Annotated in this window: 20 protein-coding genes and 5 tRNA genes; 9 read left to right on the top strand and 16 right to left on the bottom strand. The window is 37.7% G+C overall.

Annotated features, from left to right (window positions below; all coding sequences use genetic code 11):
- Positions 1-15: 15 nt before the first annotated feature.
- The 5 genes from V6R21_RS16655 to V6R21_RS16675 form a co-directional block, all read right to left on the bottom strand.
- Positions 16-1,512, bottom strand: a complete 1,497-nt coding sequence (locus V6R21_RS16655) for a GumC family protein (RefSeq protein WP_334244765.1) — start codon at positions 1,510-1,512, stop codon at positions 16-18.
- A 72-nt stretch (positions 1,513-1,584) separates the two neighbouring features.
- On the bottom strand, positions 1,585-2,277 hold the full coding sequence (locus V6R21_RS16660; RefSeq protein WP_334244766.1) for a TolC family protein: 693 nt from the start codon (positions 2,275-2,277) through the stop codon (positions 1,585-1,587).
- 284 nt (positions 2,278-2,561) lie between these two features.
- The gene (locus V6R21_RS16665) at positions 2,562-3,749 is read right to left on the bottom strand and encodes a sugar transferase (RefSeq protein WP_334244767.1); all 1,188 of its coding nucleotides are present in this window, start codon (positions 3,747-3,749) and stop codon (positions 2,562-2,564) included.
- A gap of 200 nt (positions 3,750-3,949) precedes the next feature.
- Positions 3,950-4,312 carry an Hpt domain-containing protein gene (locus V6R21_RS16670; protein WP_334244768.1) on the bottom strand — a complete coding sequence of 121 codons (363 nt, stop codon included), beginning with the start codon at positions 4,310-4,312 and terminating at the stop codon, positions 3,950-3,952.
- 438 nt (positions 4,313-4,750) lie between these two features.
- On the bottom strand, positions 4,751-6,094 hold the full coding sequence (locus tag V6R21_RS16675) for a right-handed parallel beta-helix repeat-containing protein (protein ID WP_334244769.1): 1,344 nt from the start codon (positions 6,092-6,094) through the stop codon (positions 4,751-4,753).
- A gap of 448 nt (positions 6,095-6,542) precedes the next feature.
- On the opposite strand from V6R21_RS16675, the gene V6R21_RS16680 reads away from it, so the two are divergent.
- The 6 genes from V6R21_RS16680 to V6R21_RS16705 all read left to right on the top strand — a co-directional run bounded on the left by V6R21_RS16680 (position 6,543) and on the right by V6R21_RS16705 (position 14,119).
- The gene (locus tag V6R21_RS16680; protein WP_334244770.1) at positions 6,543-8,828 is read left to right on the top strand and encodes a peroxidase family protein; all 2,286 of its coding nucleotides are present in this window, start codon (positions 6,543-6,545) and stop codon (positions 8,826-8,828) included.
- A gap of 473 nt (positions 8,829-9,301) precedes the next feature.
- Positions 9,302-9,919, top strand: coding sequence for a T9SS type A sorting domain-containing protein (locus tag V6R21_RS16685; protein WP_334244771.1), 618 nt, complete (start codon positions 9,302-9,304; stop codon positions 9,917-9,919).
- Positions 9,920-10,104: 185 nt separating this feature from the next.
- Positions 10,105-10,587 (top strand): MarR family winged helix-turn-helix transcriptional regulator, encoded by a 483-nt coding sequence (locus tag V6R21_RS16690; RefSeq protein WP_334244772.1) that lies wholly within the window; start codon positions 10,105-10,107, stop codon positions 10,585-10,587.
- A 370-nt stretch (positions 10,588-10,957) separates the two neighbouring features.
- Positions 10,958-12,400: a sodium:solute symporter family protein gene (locus tag V6R21_RS16695; RefSeq protein WP_334244773.1), complete on the top strand. Its 1,443-nt coding sequence runs from the start codon at positions 10,958-10,960 to the stop codon at positions 12,398-12,400.
- Positions 12,401-12,441: 41 nt separating this feature from the next.
- Positions 12,442-12,900 carry a GNAT family N-acetyltransferase gene (locus V6R21_RS16700; RefSeq protein ID WP_334244774.1) on the top strand — a complete coding sequence of 153 codons (459 nt, stop codon included), beginning with the start codon at positions 12,442-12,444 and terminating at the stop codon, positions 12,898-12,900.
- A gap of 145 nt (positions 12,901-13,045) precedes the next feature.
- Positions 13,046-14,119, top strand: coding sequence for an alanine/ornithine racemase family PLP-dependent enzyme (locus tag V6R21_RS16705; protein ID WP_334244775.1), 1,074 nt, complete (start codon positions 13,046-13,048; stop codon positions 14,117-14,119).
- A 109-nt stretch (positions 14,120-14,228) separates the two neighbouring features.
- Here the strand turns inward: V6R21_RS16705 and trxA are convergent, their stop codons facing one another.
- The 9 genes from trxA to V6R21_RS16750 all read right to left on the bottom strand — a co-directional run bounded on the left by trxA (position 14,229) and on the right by V6R21_RS16750 (position 20,489).
- The gene (trxA, locus tag V6R21_RS16710) at positions 14,229-14,528 is read right to left on the bottom strand and encodes a thioredoxin (protein ID WP_334244776.1); all 300 of its coding nucleotides are present in this window, start codon (positions 14,526-14,528) and stop codon (positions 14,229-14,231) included.
- A 978-nt stretch (positions 14,529-15,506) separates the two neighbouring features.
- Complete coding sequence (locus V6R21_RS16715) at positions 15,507-17,669, bottom strand: tetratricopeptide repeat protein (protein ID WP_334244777.1); 2,163 nt, start codon at positions 17,667-17,669, stop codon at positions 15,507-15,509.
- A gap of 453 nt (positions 17,670-18,122) precedes the next feature.
- Positions 18,123-18,206 (bottom strand) — tRNA-Leu (locus V6R21_RS16720).
- Positions 18,207-18,243: 37 nt separating this feature from the next.
- Positions 18,244-18,327: transfer RNA gene (locus tag V6R21_RS16725), tRNA-Leu, on the bottom strand.
- Positions 18,328-18,364: 37 nt separating this feature from the next.
- Positions 18,365-18,448, bottom strand: a tRNA-Leu gene (locus tag V6R21_RS16730).
- Between the two features lie 37 nt (positions 18,449-18,485).
- Positions 18,486-18,569, bottom strand: a tRNA-Leu gene (locus V6R21_RS16735).
- Positions 18,570-18,604: 35 nt separating this feature from the next.
- Positions 18,605-18,688, bottom strand: a tRNA-Leu gene (locus V6R21_RS16740).
- A gap of 218 nt (positions 18,689-18,906) precedes the next feature.
- A complete protein-coding gene (surE, locus tag V6R21_RS16745; RefSeq protein WP_334244778.1) occupies positions 18,907-19,692 on the bottom strand; it encodes a 5'/3'-nucleotidase SurE in 786 nt (261 codons plus the stop codon).
- 128 nt (positions 19,693-19,820) lie between these two features.
- The gene (locus V6R21_RS16750; RefSeq protein WP_334244779.1) at positions 19,821-20,489 is read right to left on the bottom strand and encodes a hypothetical protein; all 669 of its coding nucleotides are present in this window, start codon (positions 20,487-20,489) and stop codon (positions 19,821-19,823) included.
- A 310-nt stretch (positions 20,490-20,799) separates the two neighbouring features.
- On the opposite strand from V6R21_RS16750, the gene V6R21_RS16755 reads away from it, so the two are divergent.
- Both V6R21_RS16755 and V6R21_RS16760 read left to right on the top strand, forming a co-directional pair.
- Positions 20,800-21,000, top strand: coding sequence for a DUF6728 family protein (locus V6R21_RS16755; protein WP_334244780.1), 201 nt, complete (start codon positions 20,800-20,802; stop codon positions 20,998-21,000).
- 7 nt (positions 21,001-21,007) lie between these two features.
- A complete protein-coding gene (locus tag V6R21_RS16760) occupies positions 21,008-21,352 on the top strand; it encodes an MmcQ/YjbR family DNA-binding protein (RefSeq protein ID WP_334244781.1) in 345 nt (114 codons plus the stop codon).
- Positions 21,353-21,401: 49 nt separating this feature from the next.
- Here V6R21_RS16760 and V6R21_RS16765 read toward each other — a convergent pair whose 3' ends face one another.
- Together V6R21_RS16765 and V6R21_RS16770 are read right to left on the bottom strand one after the other, a co-directional pair.
- Complete coding sequence (locus V6R21_RS16765) at positions 21,402-22,253, bottom strand: PspA/IM30 family protein (RefSeq protein WP_334244782.1); 852 nt, start codon at positions 22,251-22,253, stop codon at positions 21,402-21,404.
- A gap of 114 nt (positions 22,254-22,367) precedes the next feature.
- Positions 22,368-22,811, bottom strand: a complete 444-nt coding sequence (locus V6R21_RS16770) for a J domain-containing protein (protein ID WP_334244783.1) — start codon at positions 22,809-22,811, stop codon at positions 22,368-22,370.
- A gap of 526 nt (positions 22,812-23,337) precedes the next feature.
- Here V6R21_RS16770 and V6R21_RS16775 point away from each other — a divergent pair.
- Positions 23,338-25,044, top strand: a complete 1,707-nt coding sequence (locus V6R21_RS16775) for an AMP-binding protein (protein WP_334244784.1) — start codon at positions 23,338-23,340, stop codon at positions 25,042-25,044.
- Positions 25,045-25,057 lie beyond the last annotated feature (13 nt).

A 25,057-nucleotide genomic window follows, 5' to 3' on the forward strand; every position in this document is an offset into this window, starting at 1 on the left:
TTTGGTTATTGCTCCTTAAGAATTGAGTAATAACTTCAGGTCTTCTTTATAGTATTCGTAAATTTCAATAAGTGTAAGCGTTAATATCAGGAGGACAAATGTTCCGAGGAATGCTCCAATCACCATTAGTATGCGTTTACTTTTCTCTGGCTGCTCAGGTGGCAGTGGCATATCAACCACTATCAATTCCTCTTCACCTGCTTCCTGTTCTGCCAGAATGGAGGTTTCTAACTTGTCTAAAAGCTGCAGGTACTTTTCCTGTGCTACTTTCAGGTCCCTATTCAGGGTAAACAAGCCTGATTCGAGTGGAGCAAAATCCTTGGCGTAGTTTTTCATGTTTTCAAGCTGACCTTCTACCAAAGGCAAAAGTGCCTGATTCATTTCCATCTCAAGTTTGTAGTCCACATACCTCCCCATCATATCCTTGTTGATTGCAGAACCTCTGGAGCTTGGGTTGCCAGAATCATCTGCCATAGACACCATTTCTTCTGCAATATTATCTCGCAGTTCCTTGGCTTTACTCTCCAACTGCCTTTGATCTGCCTCTGACAGTTTGCCACCTTCAATGCTGTTATAGAAAATATTTTCATTAACCTTCCGTAGAGAATCTTTCAGCGCCATCAAGTAACTGTTACCACTGTTATTGATCGCCAGCAGTTGATTTTTACCTATGAGCTTTTCAATATTGCCGATAGCCTTTTGCTGGGTATGCTGTGCTTCTTTCAAGTTGATCAACTTAACTTCCGTTGCCACAATCTGATCTACAATGTTGCTGGTATACTCATCCAAGTTAATGATCTTATGTCCGATCTTAAATTGTTGCAATGCTTGCTCGGCATTGTCAAGGTCATTTTTTGCTTTGTCAACCAACTCTTCTGTCTGTATCCTTTTGGCCTTGAATTTTGCCCTTGCTATATTTTTTGTATTCGTTATCAGCTCCGAAATCAACAGTTCAAGTATATAGGTAGACTTGGCAGGGTCTTCAGTTTCGACTGAAACGCTGATAAAATAGCTGGTACCAATTCTGTAGATCGAGATGTATTCCATCATATTTTTGAAAGACAGTCTATTGTCTTCCAGCAGATCAATGATTCGCTCATCGTATTCATTTCGTGCGTCCAGCAGCAAACCATTTTGGTAAAGGTTACCAATATATTCTTTCAACCTGACTGACTCCTTTTTGAGGTCTTCATAGTCAGCAAACTCAATGTATTGATGGTATCCACTTAACCAATCCAATACCATCCTTTGGCGTACTTTGTCTACAACATTTCTTGATTTGAGTAACTCAAAGATATTGTCAAACTGGGTTTGGATTTCGTATTGCTGAATGCCTTGATCAATAAGACTCAGTTCTTTGTTTTTAAGATTATAAAGCAACCTTGAATTGGAAATGTATTTCCGTTCCATAAAGAAAGTAACTACTACCACAGTTACTGCCGACAGCATTGGCATAACCAGTAGCACTCTCCAGCGCAGTAGTAGTGACTTCAGTATATTTCGATATAGCATGGGTCCACCATTTATTTCCTTTTCAGGAATTTCTCTAGTAAATAGTAAATCAGTATTAGAGTGAGGTAAGTACTATTCTTCGGTCTGATAACCTTCTTGCAGCTTACCTGTCAGTGAATATATTTCCACTTCACTCTTCAATACATTAGCTTTTAGCTCAAGCAGTTCATTTTCCAACTCATCGACTTCTTTCTCCGCCATCATATATGCTTCTATAGGACTTTCTCCCTTTTCAAAGCGATCTTTGAGCAAGGTTCTTTTCTGCTTGGCAGTATCGAGTTCCTTTTGCTTATTTTTTAATTGGTCTAGTGCTAGCATATAGTCAATGTATTTTAGCTCTACATCTTTTCTTAATTGGTTTTCCCATCTGGCTTTTTCCAAGGTTGCCTTATCCAGGTCCCGCTCAGCTTTCCTGATCCTATTTTTGGTCGTAACGATTCCATACAGGTTAATACCTATGTTTGCACCAATGGAAGGAACAAACTCAATGGAACCATTTTCTCCCAAAACGTTATTCTGTCTGGTGTAGAACTGCACACCAAAAGTCAGGTTTTCAAGCCAGCTTTTTTTCTGCATGGTAACCTCTTCCACCTGCTTACGGCGTTCCTCATCCAACATTTTCAGATAGATTTCATTATCCAATGCCTGATCGTAAAGTGAGTCAACCACAGGTGTGCGTCCATCAAAAGGCTTCCAGTCTTGGGCTTTTATTTGCGCAGTCACCATAAGTAAATACACAAATAAGATTGCGCTTATGAGTTTCATGTTAGTGACGGTTATTAGCTTAGGCTTAACATGAGTAGGGTTTACTCATGCTATCAGTGTTTCAGAAAGCCTTTGCTTTCTTTGAAAGTACTGACAGGAACAAAGGAGAAGAACAGCGGTGCAGGCTCAATTTTTTCAGGCTCATATCCTTATTGGATACAACCTACCATTCAATTCAAGTAACTGATGCAGAATGATTTCTTGATTAGGTATCTCTACCTGTTGCTGCATTCCGCCGCTTCTCCTGCTCCTGTACCAATATTTATTTACTTAGCTAAATCTATTTATACATCCTCCTTTTGCATTAAGGCAGGGATTGTTTTGAGTATAATTTGTATATCTGTAAGCATAGACCATCGTTTTGCATAATCGTTATCCAATGCCTTCCGTTCTGCTTCTGACATGTCCTTCTTACCTCTTTTGGTAACCTGCCATAAACCTGTAATACCTGCAGGAGCACCGAATCTTGCAACGGCTTCATCATCAGTCAGCATTTCCGCCTCATAAAGAGGCAAAGGCCTGTTCCCAACAATGGACATGTCTCCAATCAATACATTGAAGAGTTGTGGTAACTCATCAATGCTGGTTGACCTGATAAAACGTCCCACTTTTGTAATTCTCGGGTCGTTCTCAAACTTCAAGAATGCAGGAGAGGCTTTCATCTCCTGCATGGCCATATACTCACACTTTTCTTTTCCATTATCTCCAATGACCATTGAAGTACACGACGTACTTCCAGCCGCTGAACAAGCAGGACAAAGTGAAGTACAATCTTCTTCAATGTTAGTTGCTACTGTTTCTGCAGCTACAGCATATTGGTTCAAATGCTTCATATTGGCCAACCGCTGATCTGCATCTGCATACATGCTTCGGAACTTGAAGAAGTTGAATATCCTGTAGTTCTCTCCCACCCTTTTTGAGATATAGAAAATATCCCCTTTAGATTCTAGACGAATCAACAATGCTATGACCATAAATATTGGCGACAACATTAACAATGCTGTAAAAGAGAAAGCAATGTCAAAGATCCTTTTGATCCAATGTGTCTTCTTCCCTGCCGTATGCTTGGAAACATTATTTTTTGGCTTTTCACCTGAATGCCCATTTTGGCTTTCCAATAGTCGATCAACACGCAGTTTCAATTCTTCTGGATGAAATGGCTTGGTCACAAAATCAGATGCTCCCTTGATAAAACTATTGATCCTGTCTGTACTCTTACTGCTTCCAGAAAGTATCAGGACCGGAATAGCATTGATTCTCTTGTGCTTCCTGACCTCTTCCAATAAATGTACACCAGTCTTTCCTGGCATATACAAGTCTGAAATTATCAGGTCAGGCTCCCAAAACTTCAGGATTTGCCAGCCGTCTTCAATGTTTTTAGCAGATTGTAGTTCAAATTTTTCTGAAAGGATCGTACAGAGAAAATCCCTCATAAACTGGTCGTCGTCCAGAATAAGTATTTTTTTAGCCATGACGTGTTAGTTTACAGAGCAGTAATAACAGATTATAATAGTGGTAGATACCTGAAAATAGGTATCGGTTCTTGTTACAGTTTTGGAAAGCGTCATGAATCGAAAATCATTACACTTTGTTATAGGCACGCATCAGCAAGCGTCTGTACGTTGGTACAGTCGAAATTAATGGACTATAAAGTTCTAGTGTTCTTACTATGTCAGGATGGCTCTTGCTGTTCTATCTGCACAGAAACCTGACGAAGAATACTCAAACTTTTTCGCAAATATCTTGAGGAGAGTCTAATCCTGCTGGCTTCAGGCAAAGCCATCAACCAAGTATTGGACTCCAAAAGGAATGTTTCGTATCTAAGTAATCGAATACCAAGCGTTTCAAATGAAGATTTGAGTTTATGGGCCAGTTCACTAATTGTCAGCCAATCTTTGGCTAGTAAGGCTGATTCAAATGAGGCCAGGTCTTGATCTAAGCTTGAAACAAATGAGTTTAAGATGTTAATATAGAAATCTTTTTTACCTCCAGAGAATTTCTCGAGATACGACAAATCGTATAAATCACTTTTCATAGGCTACAGATTGAATAATTTTTGGAGTAAGTAGTTGTTGAGTTTGGAGGCTGATGATAGGAAGCAGCCACATAGCACACAAATAGCAATAGTGATTGTAATTATCCTTTGAGAACAGAGCTTATCTCAAAAGTGTAGTTTTATAAGTTGAGCATTTGGGTCACTTGGATCGTTACCAAATTTACACTGACAAACATTACATGTGTAATATTTGATCGTTTATCAATAATTCTTAGACTCAATATAGCCAATAAGCACCATGAAAGCCAATAAGCTTGATCTATCTTAATACTTATTTGCAACTCTTAAACATTTAGAGCACAAACTTCAGTTCAAAAAAATTAAATAAGATTAAAAAAATCACATATTCATTTCTGAATACCTAAACTATAATATCAAAATGTATTGAATTGTACTTTTATATCATTTACGGGTGCTCTAATGATTAAAATTGAAAGCGCCAGCATCAAACCTTCCATTTTCCCTACGCTGTTCAATAATATCCTTAATAACTCCTTTATCCGAAAGGTCTGTTCCATAACCAATAGCCGGAGAATCACTACCCAATCGATAATCATCTGTTTCTGGATTTACAAATCCCACTTCACCAATTTTAAAGGCTTTCAGGTTATTTGAGTCTATAACATTTGGTAGTCCTGGGCACCCATCATGAGAGATATATTGCCCTGAGCCTGGAGCCACGATAATATTATTGACAACCTCATTTTTTTCCACCTCTTCAGCATAGATCCAAACCCCGTGCTTCCGAGGTTGAATAATGGTGTTATTATAAACCCTATAACCACTGCCAGGTCCAGTAATAGTAGATGGGAAACGCTCATCAATAAACATCCCTGCACCTTCGGGCCTGATCAGGATATTGTTGAAGATCATATTATCACCTAAACCAAGAACAATTATTGCATTTCCCTTAGCGTCCTTCACTATATTGTTATAGCACATGCCTCCAGTCCCCTCACCCAACTGGATTCCATTCTGCTGATTGCTTCTCCCATTAAATGGGTCCAAGCCTGTCCTTTCTATATAATTACCATAAATGCGACATCCTTTTACGGCACATCCAACCTGAATCCCTTCAGCACCTGTATCATGTACTCTATTATTATATAGGTCTAAGTTTACTACTTCATGAGGGTATACTTTCCCGCACTCTTTATCCATTCCACCTGCAAAGAAGGAATTCCCCACATAAAACCCTTCACCTCCTTTTGTGTGATGCACCAAGTTGTGGTGAATAGAAATATTTTTCATCACAAAATTTCCTCTCCATGTTCTTTCATCACAACTAGGGTCTGTTTTAGCCATTACTCCTGCAAAGCTGACATCATGTACGTGTATACCTTTCACCTCAAAGTCAGTAGTAAGTCCTGTCAACTGTAAGCCTATCACCCCGCCAGATAGTTCTATTCCATACTTTTCCTCTTCATCTCCATCCCCAGAAAGGATAAAGTCAGATGAATTCAGAAACTTTAGCACAAAAGACTTATCAGCAGGCACGTTAAAAGAAGAGAGTCCACCACAGTTTTTCACAATAATTCTGTTCTCTGAAGTGCCTTTTAAGTTGTTGATAACAAGCTGTGAGTTCCTTTTCCCTGCCTCAAGACAAACCGTTTCTCCGGGCTTTACATGATCCCCAAACCAATTATACCCGACACTCAATGGTATTGTATGATCACAACCACATTCCTGAGCAAAGACAGGAGACGCCCAAATATACAGAAGTAACGAAAGGATTGGATTGGTTAAAACGAGGCATTTCATAGCGCTTGAAAGTTTAGTCAGTAAATCAGACAAGATGAATTGAAGCCGTCTAAAAAGTATATCCTGATAGGAATGATAATTCCTTTTCAATTAAAAAAATACGTTTCATAATGCCTTAGCAATATTAGAATTATTGAGAATATAAAGGAATATTCACAGTTAATCTTACGTAATAAGTGAATTATTTCATTTAGAAAATGTTTGTAAAATAACAGTGCAAACAACAACTCATTCTGGGTTATTCTTTCAACAAAATTCATTTGAAACACCCCAAATTCAAATGAAAGTCCTTTGACTATTTATTATTCACAAATGACACTTCCGCCTTTGTTAGGTATCTATTAAGATTGCTTTACATCAATTCAATATTTAAAACCTATACACCATCAATCACCCTTATTAACCATACAACACAGCTTAGTCACGTCAAATCTTTCCTCATTTTACTATGAAAAAGAATTCTACCCTAGTCTTTCGCTATTCTATACTGATCCTCCTCCTATTGAGTAATGTTATAGACACCAATGCCCAAGAGTGGAATAATGGAAGAAAGAAGCATCGCCACAATGCTCCTGAGTTCAGGACATACAATGGAGAAGGCAACAATCCATATTTCGAATCTTTTGGAGCTACAGATATAAGACTGTTAAGAGAATGGTTTTCTCCGGGCATCCAACGATGGATCAATACACCTTCAAACTATGCAGACAAAATAAGTGAACCTTGGGGAAATGGATCTTCTTCAGACAAGTTACCGTCTCCAAGACTAGTCACCAATAAACTTTGTCATCAAGGTTTCAATATGATGAACCGAAAGAACTTCAGTAATTTTGTATGGGCCTGGGGACAGTTCCTTGACCATGACATTGATCTTACAGAAGATGGTACTGGAGAAAACTTCAACATCAAAATACCTGAAGATGATGAGATTTTCCTGCATTGTAGAGGAGCATACGAAATGAATACTACACGCTCTGTTTATGATGAAAGTACAGGAAATAGCAGAAAAAACCCTAGAGAACAAATCAATGTAATTACCGCCTTTATTGATGCTTCACAAGTATATGGCAGCAGTGAAGAAACCGCAAATAGCCTAAGAACAATGAGTGAAGGACTGATGAAAACCAGTAATGACGGTAAACTGCTACCTTACTATGGAGGAATGTTTCAGGCTGGTGACATCAGAGCCAATGAGAACATTGCTTTGACCTCGTTACATACACTTTTCCTTAGAGAACATAATAGACTTGCCAAATATATTGCAGCTCACTATGCTGATGAACTCCCTGATGGTGCATCAGAAAAGGACGAGAGAATCTATCAGATGGCTAGAGCTATTGTGGGAGCCGAAATGCAGATTATCACCTTCAAAGAGTTTTTACCTAAAATTCTGGGTTACTCTTCTCCAAGTCCTTATCAGTATTATAGTTACCGAGTTGACCCAAGCATTAGTAATGTTTTCTCTACTGCAGCATTCCGATTTGGACACTCTATGATCCCTCCTGTCCTGATGAGAAGAGACTCAAACAACCAACCAATTGAGCAAGGAGATGTAAGGCTAAAAGATGCTTTTTTCAATCCAAACCTGATCAGGCAAGAAGGTGGTATTGAACCTATCTTAAGAGGGCTTTGTATCAAACGTGCCCAAGATGTAGACCTGAAAATTGTAAGTGACTTACGAAGCTTTCTGTTTGGGAACAACGGTCAATCATTTATCGGGTTTGATTTAGGTGCCAGAAACATTCAACGAGGACGAGATCATGGTTTGCCTTCATATCAGGATTGTAGAAGAGCCTATACCGGTGAAAAAGTTCATCATTTTAGACATATCACCAATGACTATCAGGCTGCCAAATTAATGGAGGAAGTATATGGTCATGTTAAGAATGTTGACCTTTGGGTTGGTGGACTTGCTGAACCTGCCTATAGAGGTGGTATTGTTGGAAAAACGTTTTACTACATCATCAGGGATCAATTTGAAAGACTCAGAGATGGCGACCGTTTCTGGTATACTTCAGTAAACTGGAGAAAACTAGGATTCCATGACTATAATCCTGTAATACACTCCAAACGAAATTCATTGTTCAGAATAAAACTTGCAGACATTATCAAATGGAACTGTCCTGATATAGGATATATTGATCCTTGGTATGCCAAGGGTGAGATGGAAGTTTTTGCAAATATTTCATATAAGGATGGCTTGGGTCATATCAATCTAGAAATTAATGGCTATGATTATAGCACACATATTATCAAATGGTATAATGATGGCAACTTAATGGACAATACAGGAACTACTGCCATGCTCACACCAGGTGAGTATGCTGTAGAAGTCACTTACCAAGGTAAAAAGGCAAACTATGGTATGACAGTACTTGACTTAAGCTGCCCACCAAGTCAAGCTAGGATAGCCGCTGGTACAGAAACAGAAGAAGTCATCTCAATTAGAGAGCAGTTGGTACAGCAGCCGATTCACGAAGTGATTCTTGAACAAAATGCTCCAAACCCTTTCAGTAGCAATACCGAAATCAGGTATTCAATACCAGAAAATGTCAATGAAATTCACCTAATCATTTACAATGCACAAGGCGCTGAAGTACAACGTATCAGTAACCTTCAAAAAGGAGAAGGCTCTGTCAACTTTACCAATTCACAACTTACCAAAGGAATCTACTTTTACACTTTGGTTGTAGAAGGTAAAATGACACAGGTCAAAAGAATGCTTATCAACTAAACTTACACTTGAATGAGCTGCTTTCTCAACGATGCAGCTCATTCTCCTATCAAATTATTCAAATACAGAATATCATTCTTTCTTAGAATCTACGTTAGTACGCGATTTCATTTACAGTCATTCAAAGAAAATAACATTATACACAACAATTACATATGTAAGCATTACCTATTTTTTCCCATTCTTATTATATTAATGGTACACCACTCCCAACTATATATTAATTCTCAATCCATGATATCCTATCACATATAACTATGTAGTTGGTAGAGGTTAAACTAATTGATGCTTTCAGCAACTAGCTAAGCGAATAATACGATATTCATTCAACCCAGAATAACATTCCTCTTATTGATGCTACTATGAAAACCTATTATATTTTATATAGCCTTATCATATCATGTTGCCTCTTTCAACATGTAAATGCCCAAAACACTATCCCCATACAAGAATCAATTCAAACTGAAACATTTTTGGAAGAAGAAGTCTCATATCCTGTTGGAATCAACCGAACCTCACTTGAAGCAAGTGGAGAATCAGGAGTAACATTATCCAAATTAATTCAGAGAAATGTGGCTTTAATGGAGGATCAATTTCACTACCTAAAGCAAAAAGGATATCTGATTGACTTTAAAGTTGAAAGTTCTGAAAGTGAGTTGCTAATTTCGGACAAGTTCGGTCAAATGAACGAGCAACTCCCCTCTATTGATGTTACTCTTCACCTTAACCCAACAAAAGTTTCAACACCCAATACAGGTCAGGAAGTTGACAAAAAAGAGCCGGAAGCTTCTGGTGTAGCTAGCAATGAGCATTTCACGCAACAAAAAACGCCAGTTGAAATAAACAGAGATGAGTATACACTCTTCCCTAATCCTTCTGAAAATGGGATAATTACATTAGAGTCATTTCTGAACGAGGGAACAGAAATCACCGTATACGATGCCATTGGCAAAATTGTATTAGAGGAAAAACTGCCTCCCAACTCAAGAAAGCAATTGCAGCTTCCTAGCGCTTATACAAGCATGTATTTTGTGAGGTTTAGAAGCGATAGTGGACTTGAAAAGGTCAAAAAGCTAGTCATCAAGAAATAGTTCAATTTGCTAGCTTGTAACTATCTAAATATTCCAGCACTTCCACATGAAGTGCTTTTTTGTTACAGAAGATGTTATGTGCGAAGAAATATTTAGTTCGTACAGAAACAATTTTGTAATATTGCAATGTAAAAGACGAAAAGTCCAATGATAATTTTAATGTTTTGATATTTTTCTTTTAGTAAATGGATTATACTGACATCCTTATTGACATTCGAAAAATTGTCAGATCCATCAACCTTGAAAGCAAACGTATTGAAAAGCAGTACGGAATCAGTATCCCACAGTTATTGTGTTTGGATTATTTAAAAAACAAGGAAGACTTTCAAGCATCAAATGGAGAACTCAAAAACTTCTTGAAATTAAATGCCAGTACAATCACTGGACTTATTTCAAGGCTTGAAAAAAAAGGGTTAATAGCCAAACTACCCAAGAAAGCTGACAAGCGAGTGTCATATATCACGATTACGGCTTATGGCGTCAAACTGTTGGAAAGCATTCCACCTCTGATGCATGAGCGACTTACTCAAAAACTGCAAACGATGCCTGAGGATGAACTGAATCAAATGCAGAAATCGTTCAAACAGATCGTTAAAATAATGGACATTGAAGATGTTGATGCAGCTCCTATCATTACTTACGGTGATATGGGAACTCCAACAGTCTAACACCATAAAGAAAGCCGCTAAAAAGCGGCTTTTTTGTTGAAAAATAGTTTCATCACAAAATATCCTCTCTCCTATTTCAATACACTGCCTATTTGGTAAGTATCTTTTCCCTGATTTAACCATCTCAAACAATTAGTTTCTACACATACAAAATTCCAATTTCAGGCAATTTACCTTACTGTACTTCTAATAAAATACAGGACATAACATCACTATTTATCAATATTTTATACTTACAGTCAAAATGCATTATTTGACTAAGAAATATAAAATAGTTAATTTTGTTCGCATAGAAACTATTTTTGAAAGCTAATATTTACCTCTAATGGTAGAGCGTATCACACACCAAAACTATTTTTTATAGAAAATTATGCACTTTCTCGATATGATCATATTCTTCGCCTACATGGTTGCCATGTTAGGAGTGGGATTTTATTTTCTTAAACAAAACAAGACAACGGATGATTACTATGTAGGAGGAAGATCAATGAGCAGTTGGCATATAGGTCTTTCTGTAGTAGCCACTGATGTTGGTGGTGGATTCTCTATTGGACTTGGAGGACTCGGTTTTGCTATGGGTCTATCAGGGTCATGGATGTTATTTACAGGGTTGGCCGGCGCTTGGTTAGCTGCTGTATTTCTCATTCCGAAAGTAAGCAGACTTTCAAAAGAAATTAACTTACTGACATTCCCTCAGTTGTTTGGGTTTCTTTTTGACGGAAAAACTGCATTACTGGCAGGTATCATCTCTGCGGTTGGTTATCTGGGCTTTACAAGTTCACAAATTCTGGCAGGAGCCAAGTTAGCTTCAGCTACTTTCCCTGAATTGAGCATTGAATCTGCTCTTTGGGTTATGGGTGGTATAGCAGTAATCTACACAGTATTTGGAGGCTTAAAGGCTGTAATTTATACTGATACTGTCCAATGGATCATTTTGATGGTTGGATTAATCTTCGTTGCCATCCCTATGGCTTATATTGCTGTAGGTGGATATGATACAATTGTATCTACTTTACCTGCATCATTTTTCGAGTTCGGGAACCTTGAGTGGCAAACTTTTGTCAATTGGAGTGTTACGATTATTCCGATTTGGTTTGTCGGCATGACCTTGTACCAGCGAATCTATGCAGCCAAAAATGAGCACGAAGCTCAAAAAGCATGGTTCATTGCAGGTATATTTGAGTGGCCTATCATGGCTTTTATGGGAGTTCTTTTAGGACTACTGGCAAGAGTAGCAATGGTACAAGGAATCTTAGGAGATGCTGCAGCCACTGCAATGGCAGACGAAGAAATGGGCTTACCATTGCTATTGAAGTCTATTCTTCCGGCAGGTTTAATGGGCGTCGTGATGGCAGCTTACTTCTCTGCAATTATGTCAACAGCAGATAGTTGCCTGATGGCGGCTTCTGGTAACCTTATGACTGATATTGTTGGTAGGTTTATTAAAACAAGTGAAAAGAATGTTCTTAAACTCTCACAGTTTTTCACCTTTTTGATTGGCTTTGTTGCAATCATTATTGCAACCTATATGAAGAACGTACTTGAACTTATGCTAATGTCCTACTCTGTCATGGTTTCAGGATTATTCATTCCATTATTGGCTGGAATGTTCATTACAAAAAAGACATCTATTGGTGCTTTCTGGGCTATGGTCGTGGGAGGGTCAGTGACTGTCACACTTATTGCAACTGGATGGAAGCCTCCATATGGGCTTGATGCCAATATAATTGGTATTACATCTTCTGCATTTATATACTTCCTGATTGGTATATTTCACAGTGACAAAAGAAAGCCTACAGAAGTCTTAGTTTAAATAAAGTTTTATAGAAATATTCTTGATACAAGTTATATATTATGGACACAATTAAGGAAAAAGCAACCGAAATTAAGGTTATTAATTCAACAACTGGACCTGATACAAATTTCACAAATGACCAGATTGCAACATTCCTGGAAAAATTTCTGGAGCAATATGGCGACCCGAAAGAAGATATTCTGAAATGTCTGGATTATGTATTTGATAAGAATAAGGGTGGATTTGTAATTCTTGCGACGCAAGATGACAAAATCATGGGAGCATCTATTATCAATGAAACAGGTATGTCAGGCTATATTCCTGAAAACATTCTTGTTTACATTGCTGTACACCGTGACGCCAGAGGATTAGGCATTGGTAAAAAACTGATGAAAAATATCATGGAGATTGCGAATGGCAGTATTGCACTCCATGTTGAAGAAAACAACCCTGCCCGATTCCTATACGAAAAAGTTGGATTCGAAAGTAAATACGTTGAAATGCGTCTGACACGATAAAAGCTCCTTACTAACATTTAGAAACAATCCTACACCAAATATCTGATAGAATGGTTACTAGCCGAACCGCTCTATCTTCACTTGCTGAAGCAGAGTAGCAATACATATTGTTGCTCACTTAATGCTTTGCACTAACACTAAAACAATGGCTTTTATTGAATTTTACAGAGAAAAACTCCAACACAACTATCAATTCCTACAAGAAGTCTTTGAAGAAAACGAGATTGACTGGTCAATTGTAACCAAAATTCTATGTGGCCACCCTGAATATCTTCAGGAAGTCATCAACCTTGGAATCAAAGAAGTCTGTGATGCCCGAATCAGCAATTTGGAGACAATCAAAAAATTGAATCCAGACATCAACACGGTTTATATCAAGCCGCCATCTAAGAGTATCATCAGAGATGTCGTAAAATATGCTGACCTGAGTTTCAACACAGAGTTTGAAACAATTCAATGGCTATCTGACGAAGCTCAAAAACAAAATAAAGAGCATAAGGTGGCTATCATGATTGAATTAGGCGACTTGAGGGAAGGAGTAATGGGAGAAGATCTGATAGATTTCTATGCCAAAGTATTTCAGTTGCCCAATATCAAGATTGTTGGTCTTGGGGCAAACCTAAATTGTCTGCATGGTATTATGCCATCTGAAGACAAACTCATTCAACTTAGCCTCTACAAGCAGCTGATCGAAACTAAATTCAACCAGCATATGCCTGTAGTCAGTGGAGGTACATCTGTGGTGATTCCATTGTTATTCAAAAAACAGGTTCCTAAAGGGATTAACCACTTTAGAGTTGGTGAAATGCTTTTCTTTGGAAACAACCTTTTCACTGGTGATATAGTGGAAGGTATGCACGACGATGTATTTAAACTTAAAGCTCAAATTATTGAGATCACCGAAAAACCGAAAGTCCCAATCGGTATGATGGAAGAGAATCCATCAGGTGAAATGTACGAGATCAATGAGGAAGATTACGGTAAGACTTCCAAACGTGCGATCATTGATGTCGGACTTCTTGATGTAGCTCAGGAAGGATTTTTGATTCCTGAAGATCCAAAAGTGGAAATTGCAGGTGCAAGCTCAGATATGCTTGTTTTGGATGTTAATGAAGTTGGAGACGAGTATCACGTTGGAGACTACGTTTCTTTCAAACTGAAATATATGGGGGCGCTTAGGGTATTCAACTCTGAGTATGTAGACAAGAAAATTATCTAGTTACCCCTACTCTATTACATACCAAAAGGTCATGACTGTTACGATAAAGTCATGACCTTTTTTTTATGTCAGGAAATGAAATTTTCTTTCAAGCAAGATTTTCGCCTTATCAAACATATTGACTGAGAATTTCTTTCAGTTTTGGAGCAGGCATTACACCACTTCCTCGCCAAGCTATTTTACCTTTATTGAACAAAAGTAAGGTTGGAATACTACGAACCTGATACTTTGCAGCTGCCTGACGGTTCTTGTCAATATTCACTTTAATCACTTTTAGCTCCTCCCCATACTCTCTAGCAACTTCTCTTATGATTGGAGCCAAGGCATGACATGGTTGACACCAGTCAGCATAAAAATCGACCAATACAGGTACTTTTGATGTGCTTATCAGCTTATTAAATTTCGACATATCTAAAGACAGATTATATTCTGATTACTCAATTATCAACTTAATTCCCTGAAGATTTGTTCAGTGATTTTCACTCCTCTCTTATGGAAATCATAAAATTGTACAGCTCACCGAATCATATCTTAAATTTCAGCAAAAACATACATCCAAAAGGAATTGACGAAAGTCTCCAAATTTAAGCATTATCTCGGATTACAGCTGCCATCAGCATGTAATAAAACACCCGTGGAACTGTGGAACATAGTAACCTAAAATGAATTAAAATCTAAGTTGTATCATAGCATTATCATAATTACTTCCTGCAAATATTAACTGTATGCAATACAATGGAAAACTAATCAAGTTACGCCAGAGAGCGGAACTACTCGCATCCTTTGAATTTCCAGCAAGACGGTTTGAACTCCTTTATTGTAATGGCCTTTTTGTTGAAGTATCAACTAATACTGTCACAGAACAGGTTGTTGACGTCAGGCTTGTCAATGATATTCAAACTTTATATGACTACTGTGAGCATATAAAACTGGATTTCAACTGACACATTATTCCTAGTTATTAGGAACCTAAAAGCCACAGAGAAAATAGGAGCTCGTGCAATTCCCCCATTACCCTGTGGCTAGAAATAAATCATAAAATCTACAATCAGTGGCTTCTCACACCACTGATCTCAATGAAAGTGGTAGTCAGATTGGCTACTCCCGAAAAGATACATATCAGGATTTACCGTAAATTGTAAACTGACCTACCTTCAAACTTCCGCTCTGTCATCGACAGCCGTAGTCCTATGCGGAAGATTCAGAACTTTAAAGCCAAGTTCAATAGAACTTCCTATGGAATCTTACATGGGTAAGGTCTTTCCAATTTAAGAAGGTCCATTCCATGTGTTTGCATATTCTTAGAATATGTCTGAGCAAATAGCTTGTTAAGCAAAAGTCAAAATCCCTTGAAGCCTTGCTCCAAGGGATTTTTTTATCAGATCATTTAACTAAGTCTAGCACCTAAAACCAATATATCATCTGTTTGTGGCTCATTACCCTTCCAGCTCTCATGCATCTTGATCAGCAACTCACTTTGTTCCGACATATTTAAGTCTTGAATCTGTTCCAATAGTCCTCTGAAACGTTTACTTAAGAACTTCTTATTACGTTTACCTCCAAACTGATCCTGATAGCCGTCAGTATACATATAAAATGTTAGTGGCAACTCGTATGGAATTTTAAAAGACTTATAGTGACCTGTCTTATTAAACCTTCCTTCCACTTTAGACTTATCCCCTTTAATTCGGTGCATCTGACCATTCTGGAAATATAAAAGTGGCAATCCTGAAGATGCAAACTCAAGAACTTTTGCTTTTTTCCTCACAAGGCAAAGTGCCAATTCCATTCCATCGTGGTTCAAGGTAGCATCCGGCTTTAAGTGTGCATACAGAGCATCTTTTAGAGAAAGCAGAATTTTTTCAGGTTCATATATTTTTCTCTGAATTACTGTTTCCCTCAAAATACTATTTCCTAATACACTCATAAACGCCCCCGGCACACCATGACCTGTACAATCACCTACTGCCAAAAAGGTCAATTCTTCATCCCCTTGTTTTACAACATGAAACCAATAAAAATCACCACTTACAATATGTAATGGCCGGGATAGTATAAAATGCTCAGGAATTGAAGAGTTTATTCTTTCCTCCAAAGGAAGTAATGCCTTCTGAATCTTACTTGCATAGGTAATACTATCAGTAATGTCTTCATTTTTCTGCTTCAGAACCCTTGTAGCCTCTTTGAGCTCTTCTTGTCTAGCCAATAACTCCATTTGCTTGTTATGCAGGTTTTCATTGACTGATTTCAAGTTCATATTAGCTGTATGTCTAAAGCTATTTGCCCTGAAAAGCACAAATACAAGAACAAGAACAGTTAATAAACTAACACCAATGATAAACACCACAATTTTCTGCCAATAGATAACAGAGGTTTGTTGCTCATTCTGCGCCTTTAACTCTTGATTTTCTCTTTCACGAATTGCTGTCCCATACTCAGTCTCCAGCGTCTTAATAATCTCTTCCTTCTGACCATTATAGATTGAATCACTTAGAGACCTCAACTCTTTCAGGTAATGCAAAGCCTTAGGATAATCCTTGATCTGCTCATGCTCAATATATAGCTGTTCATAGACATCCTGTAACAGCTCAACATCACTAATTGCTAAAGCCAAATCCAAGCCCTGCTTGAACATTTCATCTGCCATAGCATATTTCTCTAAATCAAAATAGCACCTTCCCTCTTCGACATAAGTAGCTGATATCACTCTATTCAAAAGAAGTTCCTCCGATATCTCTCTTGCCTTGGTTAGGTATGTTACAGCATCAGTATATTGCTTTTTCATTCTGAGGGCAACACCTTTTTTATATAGCGACCAACACAAACCTCTTTTGTTGTTTTGGCTTGAGTCAATAGCAATACTCATATTTAGTTGCTTTATTCCCTCATCATACTTTCCCATTTTGACATTTGTACTACTCAGTGAGTAAAGTACAGAAGACTTCAAGGGAACATAACCGATTTCATTGGCAATTTCTAACGCATTTTGATAGTAACGGTATGCATCCTGATAGTTTTTCCGGACATAGTTGATGTGACCAATATTACGGTAGCTTTCTAGAATACCTTTTTTATTCTCGACTTTATCAAAATAAGTCAAGGCTTCCAAGTGGTAATTAATAGCCTCCTCATGCTTTCCTACAACTCTTTCAGCTGAGCCTAAATAGTTTTTAATATTGGCTTCCAATTCTTGATCACCTGAGACTAATGCAGCTCTTAATGCCTTTCGGTATACAGATGCAGATCTACGATAATAGGATTCTCCATAATAGCCTTTAGCAATCAAAAAATAACCAATAGCAATACCTCTATACCACTGTCTGGATTCGCTAAATGAAAGTACTTTACTGCCTATTCTTTTTGAAAGCTCAGGGTCTACCCGATACATCTCTTCAGCCTTCTCATATAGCTCAATAATTTCTGTTGTATCCCTCCAGGCATAGCTTACTACTGTCCCTGTATCAGAAGGACTTCCTTTCACTGTTATGTTACTTTGAAAACTTTCAGTGGGAACAATCTGAAGTAATATGGCTACAATAAACCCTAGCATTTAAATAAAAATTGAAAAACAGGAGTCAAAAATAAGTACAAGTGTGTGCAAGGCATTTTAAAAGTATATGCTAAAGATGATATTCAGCGTCAATTACATTTAATAGAATGTTTGCTGGATATTATCAAATAGCTTACACTCTTACAATACATTCAATTTCATCATCATATCTACTTTTCATTCTCATTGAGTAGCTTTACTAATCAGGCTCAACTCCTTCAATTAATATGCACTTAAGTACATTGTTGTCAGGTAAACATCCTACCTCATTTGCAAGCTCCCAAACACCAAATGACTATGTAAATCAAATTGGATATACTAATAAAGGAAAAAATACACATACTTTCCTGTAAAGTCCAATAATCTATTCTAATAATAAAATTATTATTGGAATCAGATTCTAATTTAAAATGATTTTAGGGATTGATATTAATGGAAGAGAAAGGTGAAAAGTACCTGGGGCGGGACTCGAACCCGCACGAAGTTGCCCTCACTTGAGTTTGAGTCAAGCGCGTCTACCAATTCCGCCACCCAGGCTTACCTATTAAAAATAAAGCCTGATGATCATCGTGTGTACCTGGGGCGGGACTCGAACCCGCACGAAGTTGCCCTCACTTGAGTTTGAGTCAAGCGCGTCTACCAATTCCGCCACCCAGGCTTACCTATTAAAAATAAAGCCTGATGATCATCATGTGTACCTGGGGCGGGACTCGAACCCGCACGAAGTTGCCCTCACTTGAGTTTGAGTCAAGCGCGTCTACCAATTCCGCCACCCAGGCTTACCTATTAAAAATAAAGCCTGATGATCATCGTGTGTACCTGGGGCGGGACTCGAACCCGCACGAAGTTGCCCTCACTTGAGTTTGAGTCAAGCGCGTCTACCAATTCCGCCACCCAGGCTTACCTATTAAATAAAGCCTGATAATCATCATGTGTACCTGGGGCGGGACTCGAACCCGCACGAAGTTGCCCTCACTTGAGTTTGAGTCAAGCGCGTCTACCAATTCCGCCACCCAGGCTTGCTTTGTAAAGAACAATTTTTGAGAGCGTGTTTCCCTCAAAAGCGATGCAAATATGAGCCTAAAAGTGCAAACTAACAAGTCTGAAAACACAAAAACATGCTTATTCAATTGAATTAGTCCAATAATGGTCTGATTACTAGAATGAAAATTTTTCAAAAAAAATAGAGGCAACTACTAAAAGCTACCTCTATTTATGAGTCAAATACAGACTAATTCTACTCTTCAATATTCAATTCATTGTTAAGATATGACAATGCATTGTGGGCTGTCATATCTACTGCAACTGGTACTACCGACACAAAATTGTTTTCAATAGCCCAAGCATCTGTATCTTTTCCCTCATCCTGATTCACAAAATATCCTGTCAACCACAAGTATTTTCGTCCATATGGATCAACTCGCTCATCAAACTCTTCCTGCCACTTAGATTTTGCCTGTCTACAGACTTTTACTCCTTTTAATGGCTCCTCAGATTTTTTAGGGAAATTCACATTCAATGAAATTCCTTTTGGAATTCCAAACTGCAACACTTCCTTCACTATCTTAAGAATGGCATCAGATGTATGTGAAAAATCTGCATCCATCCCATATTCACATAATGAGAAACCAATAGCTGGCAAGTCCTCAATAGATGCTTCAATAGCAGCAGACATTGTTCCTGAATACAAAACACTTACTGATGTGTTACTTCCGTGATTTATACCACTTACTACCAAATCAGGAACTCGTCCTTCAAGCAAGTGGTTTTTTGCTAACTTCACACAGTCAGCTGGTGTTCCTGAACATTCATAAGCCTCAATATCCCCAAAAATATCCGACTTGTAATAGCGTAATATCTCATTGATGGTAATGGCATGACCCATACCAGACTGTGGACTATTTGGGGCTACGACAACAACTTCCCCAATCTGACTCATCAGTTTCACCAAATGAGCAATTCCTTTTGAAGTGATACCATCGTCATTAGAGACTAGTATCAATGGTTTTTTCTGATTTTCCATAAACCCTATTTAATTCGGCAGCTCCAGATTATAGACTTAATTAAGATAAAAAGCCTCCCAAAATATGAAAGCGGCATTAAGCCGCTAAATTTAAAATACTATACAACCTATATGTCAATTATTACTTGTCATCTCCCACTGACATTATTCTGATCCATCTCCGCCTCCTTCATCGCATTATAGTAATTAACTACCTGTGTAAAATCTTCCTTATCCCTAATATTAAGACCATTCACTTTTATAAATGCTTCCAGTTCTTCCATTTTGTCTTTCATATACAAAAGTGCCGTTTCAGACTTTCTCAAGTCCACCTGTCTAAGCTCAGCATATTGATCTATCAGGAAAAAATCATGCTCAAGTACAAGTCTACGTGTGTTATAAGTACTTCCCCAATAAGGGCTAAAGTCCGTTTCTATCTTCTCAACAATCTTCTCTCTGACCATTAATGTATAAGGCACACCTTCCGTCATTAACTCAAAGAAATGTTTCTTAGAATAATTGCCTGATATCTTGAAAGGAAGTGAATAAAAATACCTTATTCTTTTCGTCAATGCATCCATTATCTCAAATGCAGCGATACTTTCAGCACCATAAGACTTTACAACATTTCCTGTCGTCACAAACTGCAAAGACTCACCTTGGAGGTCATATTTAATTTTCCCTTTCATCGTCACACCAGATTCAAGGTCCAATTCACCGCTATGCCAAAACTCAGATGAGAATTCCTGAGCAGATAGCATACTTGCCATCAGCATAAAACATGTCAGTGCCATTATTTTTTTGATAATTCTTACCATCGTCGTATCTGGTTTAGAAATAAGGTTTTCAAGCATGTATTCTTAAGATAAAAAAGAGTAAAGAAAAAATGAAAATATTATGCAAACCGTTTGATAAGATATCGAAAAGCAATTTAAACAATTATTACTCAGCTCATTTCACAACAATCATCATCTCAAAGGGTTGTAATAGAACTGAGCTGTTAGCTGTAAGTATTGTGTCAAAAATTTCACATTCACACAAAAAATCATTCAATTTGCCAGATATCCTTACAAGGCATCGCAAAGCAAAAGGACCAACAAGCAACTATCCGTAAAATTACTAATGATCATGGAAAAGGAAAAAGATAAAAACACACTAAAGGACTATTTTGATTTCGGACCTGTTTTTTCCTATTTCTTTAGAAAAAAGGATCCAAACAGAAAGACCAACTTCAACCTGAAAGTGATGCATGGGATCAATAAGATTTCAATTATCCTGTTTCTGATCGCTTTGGTTGTAATTATTACAAGGTTGATCATCAGACAATAATAGGAGAATGCACATAGAAGCTTTTAGAGATTACTGTATCCGTAAAAATCATGTAACGGAAGAACTCCCCTTCGATGACCGGACTTTAGTTTTCAAAGTAATGGGAAAAATGTTTGCCCTAACCGATATCGAAGACTTCAAGTCATTCAATGTCAAGTGTGACCCTATAAAAGCCATTGAGCTTAGAGAACAATACAACTGTGTGGAGCCTGGGTACCACATGAATAAAAAGCACTGGAACACAATCAAAGTTACAGGTGAAGTCTCTGACAATACACTATTTGAATGGGTTGACCATTCCTATGACTTAGTCGTTAAAGGACTCCCTAAAAAAGTACGAGAGTCTATGTAAAACTTCAGGCTATAAAAAAACGGGACTATTTGAATAGCCCCGTTTTTTATTATTGGTTGTCTCTCAGTTTTTGCTTCAATTTTTCTAACTCACTCTGATCGCCATTTCCATTATTAGTAGCATTATTGTTTTCTGGTTGGCTTCCATTTGTTGTTTGGCTACTCTCCCCTTCACTGTTGGTAGTTTCTGACTTTTCTGATGCCATCTTTGCTTTTAGCTTTTTCAAGGCTTCAGACTCAATGCCTGGAGTGGCACTTGTTGCAGCACTTCCCAATGCTTTGTCAATCTCATCATCAACAGTACTCTGACTCAATCCTGCTACCTCTCCATAAGATTCAGCTAAAGCTTCTTGTTCAGTTACTTTCTGCTTCATTCTTTCCAGCCTTGCCAAAGTATCAGAAGAATCAATACTAGATAACTGCTTATTGAGTTTAGCTGTAGCCTTACTTACAGTTGCCCTAGCTTTCAATGTCTTCAGCTCATTTTCCCATTCAGAGATCTGAGATTTAAGCTTCTGAACATTATCTTCCATCTTGGTCACCATTTGACCATAGTATTCTACATTTTTAGAACCAGATGTAGCTCTACCTTCCATCTGCTCTTTCTTTGCCAAAGCCTGTGAAGCAAGTCTATCCGCCTCAACCGCATCAATTTCACCTGTCTCTGCTTTTTGCAACAGCAGGATGGCTTTATTTTCGTATTCAGTAGCACCTTTTGAGTTGGCTTCCAGCTCTTTCTTCGCTCTGATATGTAAGGCTTTCACCTCTGCAAGTCCCTGTAAGCTTTTAGTAAGGTCAACTTTAAGGTCTCTGATTCCCTGTTCTGTCATTTTCACAGGGTCTTCTAATTTATCTAATGCTGCGTTTGCTTCCGCTTGGGCTATTCCAAATAATCTTTTCAACCAGCCGAACATAGTATTGTAATGAATTTAATGATAAAAGTTCTCCATCTTTATAACAATGGAAATATAAATAAAAACAAATTAAAATATCGTAAACAAGATGTGGTTTAACCACTACTTATGCTTACGAGAAAAATAGGTATACGCCTCATTTATCTTTAACGATACCTCTTGAGCAATCTTAAATTTCTCAGGATCATTATTATAAAGGTCCGGATGATAAATTTTCATCAGCTTCCTGTAAGCCTTTTTAATTTCAGTATAAGGCGCTCCATTAGGCAATTCCAAAGCTTCATAGTACTCTCGCTCCTTGTTAACCGTCTTGGTATATTCATATGAAGAACGGTTGCCTCCATACTGCTGATGGTCATAGTGCTCATAACCATATCCTCCAGCGTGCTTCTTGTCATGAGATTGAGTGTACTTGTTGAAGTCAAACCCAAATTCTTTTTCAAGATCTTCAATATTATGCCTGAAGTTATCCTTGAAAACTGGGTTGTTTTCCAATTGGTCAAAGATATTGGCAATTAAGATGTCTTTAAGTCGGTTTAGGATCATATGGTGAATTCTCAGTTAACTATACCCCCAAAAATTACAACAAGTAAGATAGTATAAAAATATTCAATGATTCTTGATACGAATTTAATTATTCTAAGGTTTTGTATGTTCAACTTCTTTTTTTAAACAACTATCTTTTGTTAAAGATGGTTTTGAGATACATTCTTATAGGTTGAAACAAAAGATAGAGAATAAAATCACCATCCGAAACACCTAATAGCGGATAGTTTTATTCTTTTTTAACAAATAAGCCAAACTTTGCTATAGTCGAGCCTTCCCTTTAGCACTATTAAACTGTACTTCAAACACTTAAATATCCAACTCATGTAGAAATAGGCTATAATTGGCTATATTCAATCAAAATGAAATAAAAATTGGCAATCACTTTAATCAGCCAACATACGTTTTATAATTTCACCCAATTTCATATATTGCCCACATCAAGATTTTTTCTTGATAAAATCCAATTGAAAATAATTGTACTCACATAAGTTCTACTATAAATCCCTATTAAATTAAACCTGACATGAAACTAGAAACAGCACAAAAGCCATGGTTTAATAACTATCCAAAAGATGTGGCACATGAGATAAATCCTGACCGATACTCATCATTAATAGAATTATTTGAAGAAAGCTTCCTAAAGTTCGGTGATAAAATCGCATACGAATGTATGGGAGGAAAATTAACCTATAAAGAATTAGACACTGCTTCTAAACGCTTTGCTGCTTATCTTCAAAACCAGACTAACCTTGAGCCTGGTGATAGAATTGCTATTCAAATGCCTAACTTACTTCAGTATCCAATTGCCATGTTTGGTGCATTGAGAGCTGGTTTGGTGATTGTAAACACAAACCCACTCTATACTGAACGTGAAATGGAGCACCAGTTCAATGACTCTGGAGCAAAGGCAATTGTGATTCTAGCCAACTTTGCTTCAAAGCTTGAGAAAATACTTAAGCAAACAGAAATTGAAACCGTCATCGTCACTGAAATCGGTGACATGCTCACTTTCCCGAAAAACCTTTTGGTTAATGCTGTAGTGAAATATGGCAAGAAGATGGTTCCTCCGTTCTCTTTACCTAAAATGCTAACCTTTAAGGAAGTACTTAGAGGTGGAGCAAAGACCAACTTCACTCCTGCTAAAATCACAAACGAAGATATTGCATTCCTTCAGTATACAGGTGGTACAACGGGAGTTTCCAAGGGAGCGATGCTTACGCACCGAAATATAATAGCCAACTTAGAGCAAAACTCTGAATGGATGGACAAGTTCTTGGAAGAAGGCAAAGAAATTGTCATCACTGCTCTCCCACTCTATCATATCTTCTCGTTAACCGTCAATTGTATGACAATGCTGAAGATTGGCGCTCATAATATCCTGATTACAAACCCTAGAGATATGAATGGGTTTATCAAGGAAATTAAAAATGCCAAATTCTCAGTAATTACAGGTGTTAATACCCTGTTCAATGGTATGCTTAATCACTCGAACTTCTCAGATATTGACTTCTCTAGTCTTAAAGTGACAGTTGGTGGTGGTATGGCTGTTCAAAAAGCTGTAGCCATGAGATGGCAAGAAGTAACAGGTAGTCCGCTTACTGAAGGTTATGGTTTAACAGAATCATCGCCTGTACTCTGCTGTAACCCAATTGATGGGTCAGGTAAAATTGGCTTTATTGGACTACCGTTCCCTTCTACTGATGTTGCTATTATGGATGATGACGGCAATATATTACCACAAGGTGAAGTTGGCGAAATCTGTGCCTCAGGCCCTCAAATCATGAAAGGCTATTGGCAACGTGACGAAGAGACTGCCAAGACATTTACCAAAGATGGATGGTTACGTACAGGAGATATTGGAATGATGGATGAAGATGGATATTTCAAGATCGTAGACCGTAAAAAGGACATGATTCTGGTATCTGGCTTCAACGTTTATCCAAATGAGGTGGAGGATGTAGTAGCTATGCATGAGGGTGTTCTTGAAGTGGCAGCTATAGGTATTCCTGATGAGAAATCTACTGAAGCAGTAAAAGTCTTTATTGTAAAGAAAGACCAACACCTGTCTGAGGATGCTGTTAAAGCATTCTGTAAAGAAAACCTTACTGCTTACAAAGTTCCTAAGCATATTGAATTCAGAACAGAATTACCTAAAACTAACGTTGGTAAAATTCTGAGAAGAAGTCTTAAAGAGGAAGAACTTGAAAAGGCTAAAAAAGTATTACACTAATAATAATTTTGTC

This window comes from Limibacter armeniacum, assembly GCF_036880985.1.
GTDB lineage: Bacteria > Bacteroidota > Bacteroidia > Cytophagales > Flammeovirgaceae > Limibacter > Limibacter armeniacum.

Coding starts and splice junctions, on each gene's coding strand:
- V6R21_RS16655 (WP_334244765.1), bottom strand. CDS start 1,512: ATGCTATATCGAAATATACTGAAGTCACTACTACTGCGCTGGAGAGTG.
- V6R21_RS16705 (WP_334244775.1), top strand. CDS start 13,046: ATGGCTTTTATTGAATTTTACAGAGAAAAACTCCAACACAACTATCAA.
- V6R21_RS16665 (WP_334244767.1), bottom strand. CDS start 3,749: ATGGCTAAAAAAATACTTATTCTGGACGACGACCAGTTTATGAGGGAT.
- V6R21_RS16775 (WP_334244784.1), top strand. CDS start 23,338: ATGAAACTAGAAACAGCACAAAAGCCATGGTTTAATAACTATCCAAAA.
- V6R21_RS16755 (WP_334244780.1), top strand. CDS start 20,800: ATGGAAAAGGAAAAAGATAAAAACACACTAAAGGACTATTTTGATTTC.
- V6R21_RS16750 (WP_334244779.1), bottom strand. CDS start 20,489: ATGGTAAGAATTATCAAAAAAATAATGGCACTGACATGTTTTATGCTG.
- V6R21_RS16715 (WP_334244777.1), bottom strand. CDS start 17,669: ATGCTAGGGTTTATTGTAGCCATATTACTTCAGATTGTTCCCACTGAA.
- V6R21_RS16675 (WP_334244769.1), bottom strand. CDS start 6,094: ATGAAATGCCTCGTTTTAACCAATCCAATCCTTTCGTTACTTCTGTAT.
- trxA (WP_334244776.1), bottom strand. CDS start 14,528: ATGTCGAAATTTAATAAGCTGATAAGCACATCAAAAGTACCTGTATTG.
- V6R21_RS16660 (WP_334244766.1), bottom strand. CDS start 2,277: ATGAAACTCATAAGCGCAATCTTATTTGTGTATTTACTTATGGTGACT.
- V6R21_RS16770 (WP_334244783.1), bottom strand. CDS start 22,811: ATGATCCTAAACCGACTTAAAGACATCTTAATTGCCAATATCTTTGAC.
- V6R21_RS16760 (WP_334244781.1), top strand. CDS start 21,008: ATGCACATAGAAGCTTTTAGAGATTACTGTATCCGTAAAAATCATGTA.
- V6R21_RS16695 (WP_334244773.1), top strand. CDS start 10,958: ATGCACTTTCTCGATATGATCATATTCTTCGCCTACATGGTTGCCATG.
- V6R21_RS16670 (WP_334244768.1), bottom strand. CDS start 4,312: ATGAAAAGTGATTTATACGATTTGTCGTATCTCGAGAAATTCTCTGGA.
- surE (WP_334244778.1), bottom strand. CDS start 19,692: ATGGAAAATCAGAAAAAACCATTGATACTAGTCTCTAATGACGATGGT.
- V6R21_RS16680 (WP_334244770.1), top strand. CDS start 6,543: ATGAAAAAGAATTCTACCCTAGTCTTTCGCTATTCTATACTGATCCTC.
- V6R21_RS16690 (WP_334244772.1), top strand. CDS start 10,105: ATGGATTATACTGACATCCTTATTGACATTCGAAAAATTGTCAGATCC.
- V6R21_RS16700 (WP_334244774.1), top strand. CDS start 12,442: ATGGACACAATTAAGGAAAAAGCAACCGAAATTAAGGTTATTAATTCA.